Origin of the sequence: Nonomuraea sp. NPDC050540 (assembly GCF_044457485.1) — a bacterium.
GTDB lineage: Bacteria > Actinomycetota > Actinomycetes > Streptosporangiales > Streptosporangiaceae > Nonomuraea.
Map to the genome: position 1 here is coordinate 348,140 of NZ_JBITHA010000005.1, position 11,990 is coordinate 360,129.

The window sequence follows — 11,990 nt, forward strand, 5'->3', positions numbered from 1 at the left end:
GGCGGTAGCCGTACATCTTAAATCCTGACAAATGCGACAGTGGCCTTGATGTGCCTGAGATTGCTACCATTGGCCAAGCCTCAGGAGAGCAAAGGGCACGGGTTGCGGATGATGGCTGCTGCGGGACGAGACGCATGCAGGGGGCGCTGTGACGATTGTGATTTCTTCCGAATAACCCTGTACAGTCGGCCGACCTGTGAAATAACGTAACTGAACTGAAATCGCCGGATCATGCGTCCGGCGATACGGTCACCGCACATCATTGGCGGATGAGAGCAGGAGACCCCATGTCGTCCGGACCCGGACTGGACTCAGTGGGCGCGGCGGGAGCCGTGCGCTCTGTTTCGCGTCCGTGCGTGGCGGTGATGCGGTGACCGTTCGCCTGCTGACCAACATCGGCCGCCTCTGGACCGGCAACGAGGTCCTGAGCAACGCGGCCATCCTCGTGCACAACGACCGCATCGCCTGGGTCGGCCGCGCGCCGGACCTGCCGCAGAGCGTGCCCGGCGTCGTCGACGACATCGTCGACGTCGACCATGTGGAGAACCTCGGCGGCGCCCTCGTCACTCCCGGCCTCATCGACGCGCACACCCACCCCGTCTACGCCGGCAACCGCTACGCCGAACTGGCCATCCGCACCGGCGGCTCCACCTCCTCGGCGATCACCGCCGCGGGCGGCGGCGTGGGCTCCACCGTCACCGTGACGCGCGGCACCGACCCGTGGACCCTCTGCAACGGCGTGCGCGAGCGTCTTCGCGCCTGGCTGCTCAGCGGCACGACCACCGTCGAGGCCAAGACCGGCTACCACCTCACGCGCGACGGCGAACTCGCCGACGTGCGGCTCCTGCGCGAGCTGGAGAAGGAGCCGATGATGCCGCGGGTGCACGTCACCTTCCTCGCGGCCCACGTGGTTCCGCCCGAATACTTCGGCCGCCAGCGCGAGTACGTCGAAGCCGTGGGCGCCTGGTGTGCCGACGCGGCCGCCGCCGGAGCCGACAGCGTCGACGTCTACTGCGACGAAGGCCACTTCACCACCGAGGAATCCCGCTGGGTCCTCGCCTCCGGCCGCAACGTCGGCCTGCTGCCGCGCATCCACGCCGGCCTGTTCAGCCGCCGCGGCGCCGTCCAACTGGCCGCCGAACTCGGCTGCGCCTCCGCCGACGGACTCCACCACACCTCCGACGAGGACCTCGCCATCCTCTCCCGGTACGGCGTGCCCGCCGTCGTCTGCCCGGCCACCGCGCTCCAGCGGGGCAACCTCCCGCCGGTCCGCAAGATGATCAAGCACGGCGTGATCGTCGCCCTCGGCAGCGACCACAACCCCGGCTACTGCGGCATCACCTCGATGTCCCAAGTCATCGCGATGGCCGTCGCCGCCTTCGGCATGAGCGTCAACGACGCCCTTCGCGCGGCGACGCTCGGTGGCGCCACCGTCCTGGGCGCGCCCGACCGCGGCGTCCTCGCTCCCGGCCGCCTGGCCGACATCGTCCAGTGGGACGCCGACCACGAGGGCGCCTTCGCCTGGTCCTTCGGTCTCAAGCCGCGCCGCGTCTGGCGGGGTGGCACCCCCGTTCAGTAGTTAATCTCGGGGTATGCCGCCTTCGGTCGCCGTCGTCACGGACTCCACCGCCTACCTGCCCGCCGTCGAAGGCGTCACGGTCGTCCCCCTTTCGGTCCTCGTCGGCGGAACGGCCCACGACGAACCCGACTTCACCGGCGACCTCGCCACGGTCACGACGTCGCAGCCGTCACCTTCACGTTTCGCCACCTGCTACCGCGCGCTCGCGGCGGCCGGCCATACCGCGATCGTCTCCATCCACCTGTCCGCCGAACTGTCCGGAACCGTGGGCGCCGCCGAACTGGCCGCCTCGACCGCCGGGTTACCGGTCGAGGTCGTGGACAGCCGGTCGCTCGCCATGGGCCTCGGATACCCGGTCCTGGCCGCCGCCCGCGCCGCCGCCCAGGGCGCCCCGCTGGCCACGGTGGCCGAAGCGGCCCGCACCAGCGCCGCCGCCACCCGCACGTTCTTCTACGTCGACACCCTCGACCAACTCCACCGCAGCGGCCGGGTCAGCGCGGCCGCCACCCTGTTCGGCTCCGCCCTCATGATCAAACCCCTGCTCCACATCGAGGACGGCACCATCCAGCCCCTGGAGAAGGTCCGCACGGCTACCCGGGCGGTGGCCCGCATGGAAGATCTGGCGGTGGAGGCCGCGTCCTCGTCACCGGTAGACCTGGCAGTCCAACACCTGTCCGCCCCGGACCGAGCCCACGCGCTGGCCGAGCGCCTCCGCAAACGCCTGCCGGGACTGCGCGAACTCACCTTGGTAGAGGTAGGCGCCGTAGTGGGGGCCCACGTAGGGCCCGGCATGCTCGGCATCACCCTAACCCCCGCCTAACCACCCCCAGACCCCACCACCCATCAGCCGTCCCACTGCCCTGCCCCACAACCCGCCTGTCCCTACGCCTCGCCCCGCGACCCGTTTGTCCCCGAACCTTGGCCCAGGGCCTGCCTGCTTCGGCGCCTTGGCCCGCGACCCGCCTGTCGTCCCGCGCCCTGGCTCGTAACCCGCCTGTCGTCCCGCGCCCTGGCTCGTAACCCGCCTGTCGTCCCGCGCCCTGGCTCGTAACCCGCCTGTCCCCGAACCTTGGCCCAGGGCCTGCCTGCTCCGGCGCCTTGGCCCGCGACCCGCCTGTCCCCACGCTTTGGCCCACGGCCCGCCTGTCGCTGCGTCTTGGCTCACGGCCCGCCTGTTCCTGCGTCTTGGCCCAGGCTCGCATGTTTCCGGCAGCCTTGGCCCGCGACCCGTCTGCCCCTGTGGCATCGACACCCTGCTGGTCAGGCGGCGGGGTTCTGGGGGAGTCCACACTCCTGCCCGACAGGCGGCCTGGGGTGTCAGCGCCCCGTGCGGTTGGCCACGATGGTCTGGACGACGCGTTCGAGCGCGTAGCCCGGGTCGGCGCCGCCGCCCTTGACCTGCTCGTCGGCCACCGCCACCGCCTGGAGTGCCCGTGACAACCCCTCCGGCCCCCAGCCGTTGAGCTGGCGTCGTACCCGATCGACCTTCCACGGCGGCATCCCCAGGTGGCCGGCCAGCTGACCGCCGCGAAGGTTGCGGGGCGCCCCGCCCACCTTGGCCAGCGACCGCAGGCCGCCCGCCATCGCGCTGACCAGCAGCACCGGCGCCACGCCCGTGCCCAGCGCCCAGCGCAGTTGTTCGAGCGCGTCCCCCAGCCGCCCCTCGACAGCCGAGTCCGCCACATTGAACCCGGTGACCTCGGCGCGCCCCTTGTGATACCGCGCGACCGCCGCCAGGGTGATGGTTTTCTCCTGCGTGTCGAACGCCAGCTGACTACACGCGGCAGCCAGTTCACGAAGATCATTACCTACGGCCTCAAGGAGCGCCTGCGCCGCGTCGCCGGCGATGGCGCGCTTGGCCCGTTTCACCTCGGTCTTGATGAAGTCGAGCCGCTCGGCGGGCTTGGTGAGCTTGCTGACGGTGACAACGTTCACCCGAGCCTTCTTCAGCCCGTCGACCAACGCTTTCCCCTTGACCCCGCCCGGATGCATCAGCACCAGCACCGTGTCGTCGGAAGGCTGCCCCGCATAGGCCAGTACCTCGGCGATCACATCCTTGCCCAGATCCTGCGCCGACCGGATCACCACCACCGACCGATCCCCGAACAAGGACGGTGAGGCCAACTGCGTCAGCTCCCCCTGGGTCACCTTGGACCCGACCAGATCGTGCACCTCCGCCCCGGCGTCGGCAGCACGCGCGATGGCGACAACCTCGCCAACGGCCCGCTCAGCCAGCAGCTCCTCGTCGCCTACGACCAGGGTCACGAGTGGTGGATCGGTTGCGGCCATGTCGAGCAGCATGCCATGTCCCAACGACAACCCGGAACTCAATCCACCACCCACCAGAGCGACCGCCACCCCTGCCACGGGGAAGCCCGAGGACGCCGCTCCGGCACCCGAACCGCCTAGGTCGGCGAGAGGTGTCTCGGCCGAGGCGAGCGATGTCTCGGCTGCGGCGAGTGCTGCTTCGGCCGAGGCTAGTGCTGTCTTTCTGCGCGAAGCGGGGTTTCGACTCGCACGCGCTCGGGGGCGCGGTGAAGGCCCGCATGGGCGCACGGGTGCGGTTGCAGATCGGGGAAGAGCATGGGTGGGCCACATGACCAAGCGAGACCTCGTGCTCGGTGGACAGGGGAAGGGCGGAGCGTCGCTGCGTTGTGCGCCACCCGGACCACACCTGCACGAGGTGCGGGCCGGAAGGGAGCGGGTGCTCGGGACAAGACGGCGAGCGCCGCGGTTGGCGGATGCTGGAGGGCGACGTCGTCGTAGCGGTCGGCGGTTTGGTGACGAGAGGGGCGTGAGGGGGAGGCGAGCGCGAGGGGGGTGGGGTGGGTTGGGCGGTGGGGCTAGGTGCGAGGGGTGATGGCCCGTGAGGGCTAGTTGCGGGGAGTGATGGCCCGTGAGAGCTGGTTGCGGGGGTGATGGCCCCGTGGGGGCTAGTTGCGGGGGGTGATGGCCAGGGTGGCGTTGTGGTCGGTTACGGCTAGGTCGCCGGACTGGTCGGTGCGGTAGATGCGGGTGCCGGAGCGGTGGAGGAGGGCCAGCGTGGCCGGTGCGGGATGGCCGTAGGTGTTGTCGGAGCCGACGCTGATCAGGGCTGCTCGGGCGCCGACGGCGGAGATGAAGGCGGGGTCCTGGCGGGCGGAGCCGTGGTGGGGGACCTTCAGGATGTCGGCGGCTGGGGAGGCCGTTCGCAGGAGGTTGGATTGGGCTTCGGTTTCTATGTCGCCGCTCAGGAGGATGGAGCCCGCGTGCCAGCGGACGCGGAGGACGACGCTGGTGTTGTTGATCTCGCTGCCCTCGGTTGCGGCGTGTGCGGTTGGGGGTGTCGCGGGTGGGGCCAGGACGGTGAGCTCGGAGGGGCCGAAGGTCCATTGGGTGCCTGGGATGGCTGTCCATTGGGGGATGTGGTGGGTTGAGAGGGTTCGGGTGATGGGGGGTGGGGTGGCGGAGTGGTTGGTCAGCAGGGCGGCGCCTATGCGGCGGTTCTTCAGGGCTCCGGTCAGGCCGCCGGTGTGGTCGGCGTGGGGATGGGTCAGGATGATCAATGGGATCTCGTGGATGCCCAGGTCGCGTAGGCAGCGGTCCATGGGAGTTGGGTCGGGGCCGGTGTCCACGACCACTGCCCTGCCTGGGCCTGCGGCGATGACCATGCCGTCGCCCTGACCTACGTCGCACATCACCATGAGCCACCTGCGTGGCGGCCACGGGGACAGGGCGGGTGGAAGGACCAGGGCGGCGATCAAGATGCCCGCCAGCACAGCCAGGGTGACGGCTCGGCATCGAGGGTGGCGGAGCAGGGGTACGGCGACGGCCACCGCCATCGCCAGGAGGGCCAAGCCGAGCAGGCCGCCGGGCCACGGGATGGTGGCGAACGGCAGGCCCGCCGCCCACTGTGCGACGGTGATGATCCAGCCCACGGCGTACCCGGCCGGGATCAGCAGGATCCGTGCCGCCTCGACGCTGATCGGGGCCACGACGGATGCGGCGAATCCCAGGAGGGTCGCCGGGGCCACCGCGGGGCCGGCCAGGAGATTGGCGATCACCGCGACCGGGGTGACCTGGCCGGACATCAGGACCAGCACCGGTGTCACGGCGAACTGGGCGGCGGCCGGCACCGCGATCGCCTCCGCCAGCCACCGGGGCAGGCCCCGCCGCGGCCGGAGAAGGCTTGCCGCCGCCTGGGCAACGGAAGACCTTGGGCGTGGGTGGTGTCGCCTGCGTGTGCTTCGGGTTCGAGGGGCTTCCGTGGTGAGGGCGAGGGACGCGGCCGGACGCGCGGTGAGGGGTTGTGCGGTGGTGCTCGGCTCCGTGGTGATGAGGCGCGCGGCGCCGGGTCCTGTGGTGGTGGGGTGTGGGGTGATGGGCTCTGCGGTGGTGGGGTGCGCGGCGCCGGGCCCTGCGGTGATCGGGTGCACGCGTGCTTGGTGCGTCGCGTCGCCTGCTGGTGCGTGATTTTGAACGCCGGGATCTGTGGGCGTGCTTCCTCGGGTGGCGTGTCGGGGGAGGGCAGGCGAGGCGGGGGTTGGTGGAGGTGGGGTGTGGGGTTCGGTGGGGGTGCGGGTGGGCCGGAGCCTGGCGGGGGTGGGAGAGGGGCGAGGGTTGGTGGGTGTGGGTGTGGGTGTGGGTGTGGGTGTGGGTGTGGGGCGGAGTTTGGTGGGGGTGGGACGGGTCTGGGTGTGGGGGGTTGGTGGGGTGGATGGGTGAGCGGGTGGGGGTTGGGTCAGGTGGTCGCGCCATTTGGGGGCCAGGAGGAGGATGCCGGCGGTGGCGGTTACGGAGAGGGCGAAGCCGTAGGAGCGGGCCAGGTCGGGGGAGAAGAGGATCAGGAAGAGGACGGAGATCGACAGGGCGGCCATGCCGTGGCGGGGGCGGCCGGTGGCCAGGGCCAGTGCGGCTGCCAGGCCCATCGCCAGGGCTCTCAGGACGCTGGGGGAGGGGCGGGCCACCACTGCGAAGGCGATCATGGCGGTTGCGGCCAGGAGTGCTCTTACGGGTAGGGGGAGGCCTGTCAGGCGGGACAGGGCCAGGGCCGCGCCGGCGATGATGGCGAGGTTGGCGCCCGATACGGCGGTCAGGTGGGTGAGGCCGGCTTCTTTGAAGTCGGTGGATACCTGGGGGTCCATGCGGGAGGTGTCGCCTACTACCAGGGCGGGGAGTAGGCCGCGTTGGTCTTCGGGGAAGGGGTCGGCGGCTGCTCTCAGGGCGGAGCGCATGGTTCCGGCGGCGGTTTGGATTGTTGAGGGGGCGCCCAGTTGCTGAGGGGCGCCTTGTACCAGGAGGAGGGCGGCTGTTAGGTCGGCCGGATCGGCGGGGGCCAGTTTGGCGGTGATCTTCAGGCGTTGGCTGGGGAGGAGGGTTCGCCAGTGTGGGCCTGTGGCGAAGAGGGTTACCGGGGTGCTCAGGGTTAGGCGGGTTGTGGGGGTTTGTAGGAGTTCTAGGCGGGCTTCTGCTACGACGCTTTCGCCGGGAAAGCGGGGGTTCTTTCGGGTTCGGGGGTCGTTGGTGAGGACTACCTCGGCTGTTGCGGTTAGGCCTTTTCTGGCTAGGTCGGGGATGGGGCCCGTGGAAACCGCGTGGGTGTGGAAGGCCACTGTGGCGGCTGTCGCCGCGGTGCAGGCGGCTATGGCCACTGCGGTGCCTCGCCAGGGGGGTGTGGCGTAGAGCATTGCGGTGGCCAGTGTGGCGACTGCCGCGCAGATGAAGCCGACCTGTGGCGGAGCGCCCAGGAGGATCAGGGCGGTGGCCCAGGTGGCGAGGGCGGGGAAGACGGTGGGGCTATACGCGGACTCGGTCTTTGAGCTCTTCATACTTGCGCGGGCCTATGCCTGTCACCTCCTTGAGCTGGTCGATGCTGGTGAAGCCGCCGTGTGTGTCGCGGAACTCGGCTATGCGGGTGGCCAGGACCTCGCCCACGCCTGGTAACTGCTCCAGTTGGACGGGGGTGGCGGTGTTGAGGTCGACGATCGACGTTGTGGGGTCTGAGGCCAGGGCCGCCGCTGCCGCCTCGGGAGTGCCTACGGCTATTTGCTCTCCGTCTATCAGGCGGCGGGCCAGATTGAGGGGGCTTGGGTCGGTGCCCCTTCGCAGGCCTCCGGCGGCGGTCAGGGCGTCCGTCACGCGGGAGCCGGTGGGGAGGCGGTAGACGCCTGGGGTGCGTACTTTGCCGGTGACGTGGATGGTTACCGAGGCGGTCGGGCGTGGGGTGGTCACCGCTGGGGGTGGTGGGAGTGGGGCGGGGGTGGGGGCTGAACGCCAGAAGGTGAACGCGGCTATCGCTGCTGCCAGGACGCCTATGGCTATGAGGACGCGTACGCCTGTGCGGGTGGGGGCTTGGGCGGCCACTGCCGCGCGGAATGCCTGGAAGGTGGGTGGGAGGTTGCGCTCGCCTGTCCCTGGATGGGTGATCGATCGCAGCCTCGCCTCGGCTATGGCCTGCTCGCTGGTGGGATCGGGGGAGCGCACGGCAGCGACGGTACGGCGGGGCGGGGTGAGGGGGATCGGGCGAACGGGGTTCTGGGGATGGGGCGGGGGCTGTGGACAACGCGACCCAGCCGGCCACCCGGCCAACGGGTCACACGCGGGCCACGAGGGCTCACGGGCCAGGAGGGGGCCAAGGAGGTCGTGAGACTCGCGAGCCGGGCCGATGGGGCCGGCGTGGCACGGCGGGCAAGCGCGGGCGGGTGGACAGCGGGTTGTGGTCGGGTGGGCAAGCGCGGGCCGGGCGGGTGGAGGGTCGTCGGCGTGGCAGGGCGGGCAAGCGCGGGCGGGTGGACAGCGGGTTGTGGTCGGGTGGGCAAGCGCGGGCCGGGCGGGTGGAGGGTCGTCGGCGTGGCACGGCGGACGAGCGCGGGCCGAGGCGGTGAAGGGCTGGTGGGGGGCGAACCCCGGTGGGGGCCGAACGCGGATGGAGGCGAACCCCGGTGGGGGCCGAACGCGGATGGAGGCGAACCCCGGTGGGGGCCGAACGCGGATGGAGGCGAACCCCGGTGGGGGCCGAACGCGGGTGGAGGTGAAGGCCGGTGGGGGCGATCACAGGGGCCGAACGCGGGTGGAGGCGAACGCGGGTGGGGGCGGACGTCGGTGGGGGTGAGCGCTGGTGGGGGGTGGAGGTTAGTGGGGGGATTCGACGTTGTGGAGGAGTTGCTTCAGCAGGGCGTCCAGCGTCACCCGATCCTCAAGCGAAAGCGCCGAGATCATCCCCGACTCCACCACCGCCCGAATCTCCATCGCCTCGGTCCACAACTCACGTCCCCGCTCGGTCAGCTCCACATCCACCCGCCGCCGGTCATCACTGCTCCGCACTCTGCGGATCAGTCCCGACCGTTCGAGCGTGTCGAGCCGTCCGGTCATCCCCGCCGGTGAAAGCAGCAGCTCCGCCGCCAGCGCAGATGGCGTGGCGCTCCCCGCGTGCGCCGCCAGCCGGTGCAGCGTCTCGAACTCGAAGTCCTGCATCCCCACCTCGGCCAGCGCCGCCGCCTTCGTCTGGTGGAGGTGCTTGACCAGCATCTGCATCCGGGTCACCACCCCCTCGACGAGCTCGTCGTAGGGGGCCTTGCCGCGCCAGCGGGCCAGGTGACGGTCGACGGAGTCTTCCACGATTGGATCATACGCCACTAAGTATTTTGTTGACGAAACATTCGCCAGCGAAATACCATCCCAAGCCATGACGAACCGCCTGCTGGCCGGGCGCGCCCTGTCCGCCCTCGCCACCGCCCTGATCCCCACCACCCTCACCCTCGCCGTCCTGCGCACCACCGGCTCCGGCGCCGACCTCGGACTGGTGCTGGCCGCCGAACTCGTCCCGCTGCTGCTGTTCCTGCCCATCGGCGGAGTGCTCGCCGACCGCATGAGGCCGGAACGGGTGGCGCTGGGCGCGGATCTGGCCCGCTGTCTCACTCAGGTCGGCATCGGCGCCGAGTTGCTGCTCGGCGTGAACCGGATCCTCGATCTGGCCGTTCTCTCGGCCGCGGCGGGGGTGGCGATCGCGTTCGGGATGCCGGCCGTACCCCGGCTGGTGGCCGCGGTCGTGCCCGAGCGGGACCGGTTGCGGGTCAACGCGCGCATCGGAGTGGCGACGAGCCTGTCGGCGGTGGCGGCGCCCGCGCTCGCGGGCGGGGTGGTGCTCGTGGCGGGTCCCGGCTGGGCGGCGCTGCTGACCGGGCTGCTGTTCGCGTGCTCGGCACTCACCCTCGGCTCAGTCCGTACGGCAGGCCCGCCCCACCCCGCCCACCGCCGAACCTTCGGCGCCGACCTGCGCGAGGGCTGGCAGGAGGTCAGGCGGCGCCCCTGGTTCCTGACCAGCGTGCTCGGCCACGGCGTCTGGCACTTCGCCGCGGGCCTCTTCCTGACCCTGGGCCCGCTGGCCGTCACGGGCGCGGCCGGTGAGGCCGGATGGGTGCTGATCGTGCAGTGCGGCACCGCCGGCCTGGTCGCGGGCGTGTTCGCCGCCCCCAGGCTGCCCATCCGCCGCCCGCTGGTGGTGGTCCAGGTGAGCGCGGCCCTGTACGTGCTGCCGATGGCCGCGCTGGCGTTCGCCGCCCCGGTGTGGGTGCTGGCGGGGGCCTATCTGGTGGCGATGTTCGGGCTGGGCCTGCTGAGCCCGTTGTGGGAGACGGTCGTGGCCGGGGAGATTCCGCAGGCGGCGCTGGGGCGGGTGCGCTCGTTCGACCAGCTGATCTCGTTCGCCTCGCGGCCGTTCGGGCTGGCCGTGGCGGTGCCGCTGGCCGGGGTGACCGGCGGCACGGGGCTGCTGCTGGTGGCGGGGGTGCTGGTGACGGCGGCCAACCTCGCCGCCGTGGTCAGGACTCCTGCAGCAGCGCCGCTTCCCGAACCACGCCGTCGCTGATCTCCAGCACCCGGTCGGCCAGCGTGATCAGGCTCGGGTCGTGGGTGGCGACCAGCGCCGTCACGCCCTCGCTGCGCACCAGCGCCCGGATGAGCTGCATGATCTGGCGGCCGGTCTGGGAGTCGAGCTGGCCGGTCGGCTCGTCGGCGATGAGCAGTCTCGGCCGGTTGGCCAGGGAGCGCGCGATCGCGACGCGCTGGCGCTGGCCGCCGGACAGTTCGTAGGGGCGCTGGTTGACGTGTTGTTCGAGGCCGACGAGGGCCAGCAGCATGCGTACCCGCCGCTCGCGCTCTTCGACGGGCGTGCGCGCGAGGCGCATGGGCACGCCGACGTTCTCGGCGGCCGAGAGCACCGGGATGAGGCCGAAGGACTGGAAGACGAAGCCGACGGTGTCGCGGCGCAACGCCAGCAGGGCGTCCTCGCTCATGGCCGTGACCTCCTCGCCCGCCACGACGACCCGGCCGGCGTCGGGACGGTCCAGGCCGCCGATCTGGTTCAGGAGCGTGGTCTTGCCGGAGCCCGACCGGCCGCGGATGGCGATCAGCTCGCCGGGGAAGGCCTGGAAGGACACCTCGCGCAGGGCCACGACCTCCTTGGGGCCCGTCCGGTAGACCTTGCGCAGCCCGTCGACGACGACCAGGGGCTCACTCACCGTTGCTCTCCTCTCGCGCGGGCCATACGCCGATGTGGTCGGACTCGAGTTCGAGCCGTACGCGCCGCTCCAGCTCCAGGGCGTTCATGAAGTCGCGGGGCAGCTGGAGGCGGCCGACGCGGTCGAGGACGGCGTACTCCTCGGCGACGATCTGACCCTCGGCGCCCTCGCGGCGCAGCGTCTCGCTGGAGGTGCGGCCGTCGCGGATGCCGATCGTGCGGTCCACCTGCTCGGACACGAGCGGGTCGTGGGTGACGATGACGACGGTGACGCCGAGTTCGCGGTTGGCCTTGCGCAGCGCGTGGAAGACCTCCTCCGAGGTGTCGCTGTCGAGCTCGCCGGTGGGCTCGTCGGCGAGGATGAGCTGCGGGGAGTTGGCCAGCGCCACGGCGATGGCGACGCGCTGCTGCTCGCCGCCGGACATCTCGGACGGCCGGCGGTCGGCGCAGTAGTCGACCCCGAGCAGCGTCAGCAGCTCCACGGCCCGGCCCCTGCGCGCCTTGCCGGCCAGCTTCATGGGCAGCTCGACGTTCTCCTGTGCGGTCAGGTACGGCAGCAGGTTGCGCGCCGTCTGCTGCCAGATGAAACCGACGACCTCGCGCCGGTAGCGCAGCCGGTCCTTGGCGGCCATGGACAGCAGGTCGGTGCCGGCCACCTTGGCCAGGCCCGCCGTGGGGACGTCGAGGCCGGACAGCACGTTCAGCAGCGTCGACTTGCCGGAACCGGAGGCGCCGACGATGGCGACCAGTTCGCCCTTCTGCACCAGCAGGTCAAGGCCCTGCAGGGCGACGACCTCGACACCTTCGGTCTTGTAGATGCGGACGAGGTTGTCACAGACGATGTGCGCGTCACCGCCGAAGGCGGCCTTCTCCTGGCTCGCCTGCGCTTCCAGCTCGGACAGGGTCGGGTTCACG

General features: G+C 71.1%; 9 protein-coding genes. 3 read left to right on the forward strand and 6 right to left on the reverse strand.

The annotated features are described in order from the left end of the window. Window positions 1-370 precede the first annotated feature (370 nt). Window positions 371-1,579: an imidazolonepropionase gene (gene hutI, locus ACIBI5_RS19545; protein WP_379616555.1), complete on the forward strand. Its 1,209-nt coding sequence runs from the start codon at window positions 371-373 to the stop codon at window positions 1,577-1,579. Between the two features lie 13 nt (window positions 1,580-1,592). After that, window positions 1,593-2,399: a DegV family protein gene (locus ACIBI5_RS19550; RefSeq protein WP_397248566.1), complete on the forward strand. Its 807-nt coding sequence runs from the start codon at window positions 1,593-1,595 to the stop codon at window positions 2,397-2,399. Between the two features lie 497 nt (window positions 2,400-2,896). Here ACIBI5_RS19550 and holA read toward each other — a convergent pair whose 3' ends face one another. The 4 genes from holA to ACIBI5_RS19570 all read right to left on the reverse strand — a co-directional run bounded on the left by holA (window position 2,897) and on the right by ACIBI5_RS19570 (window position 9,175). Then, window positions 2,897-3,880 (reverse strand): DNA polymerase III subunit delta, encoded by a 984-nt coding sequence (gene holA / locus ACIBI5_RS19555; protein WP_397248568.1) that lies wholly within the window; start codon window positions 3,878-3,880, stop codon window positions 2,897-2,899. Between the two features lie 632 nt (window positions 3,881-4,512). Beyond that, on the reverse strand, window positions 4,513-7,386 hold the full coding sequence (locus ACIBI5_RS19560; protein WP_397248570.1) for a ComEC/Rec2 family competence protein: 2,874 nt from the start codon (window positions 7,384-7,386) through the stop codon (window positions 4,513-4,515). Next, entirely contained in the window at window positions 7,355-7,789 is a 435-nt protein-coding gene (locus ACIBI5_RS19565; RefSeq protein WP_397248572.1) for a helix-hairpin-helix domain-containing protein, read from the reverse strand. Before ACIBI5_RS19565 ends, ACIBI5_RS19560 begins: the two co-directional genes overlap by 32 nt. 900 nt (window positions 7,790-8,689) lie before the next feature. Beyond that, window positions 8,690-9,175, reverse strand: coding sequence for a MarR family winged helix-turn-helix transcriptional regulator (locus tag ACIBI5_RS19570; RefSeq protein WP_397248574.1), 486 nt, complete (start codon window positions 9,173-9,175; stop codon window positions 8,690-8,692). A gap of 67 nt (window positions 9,176-9,242) precedes the next feature. On the opposite strand from ACIBI5_RS19570, the gene ACIBI5_RS19575 reads away from it, so the two are divergent. Beyond that, window positions 9,243-10,424 (forward strand): MFS transporter, encoded by a 1,182-nt coding sequence (locus ACIBI5_RS19575; protein WP_397248576.1) that lies wholly within the window; start codon window positions 9,243-9,245, stop codon window positions 10,422-10,424. Here ACIBI5_RS19575 and ACIBI5_RS19580 read toward each other — a convergent pair. Together ACIBI5_RS19580 and ACIBI5_RS19585 are read right to left on the reverse strand one after the other, a co-directional pair. Then, window positions 10,378-11,076, reverse strand: coding sequence for an ABC transporter ATP-binding protein (locus ACIBI5_RS19580; protein ID WP_397248578.1), 699 nt, complete (start codon window positions 11,074-11,076; stop codon window positions 10,378-10,380). The two genes, ACIBI5_RS19575 and ACIBI5_RS19580, sit on opposite strands and share 47 nt — an antisense overlap. Further along, the gene (locus ACIBI5_RS19585; protein WP_397248580.1) at window positions 11,069-11,989 is read right to left on the reverse strand and encodes an ABC transporter ATP-binding protein; all 921 of its coding nucleotides are present in this window, start codon (window positions 11,987-11,989) and stop codon (window positions 11,069-11,071) included. The genes ACIBI5_RS19580 and ACIBI5_RS19585 overlap by 8 nt, the downstream gene beginning before the upstream one ends. Window position 11,990: the final 1 nt, after the last annotated feature.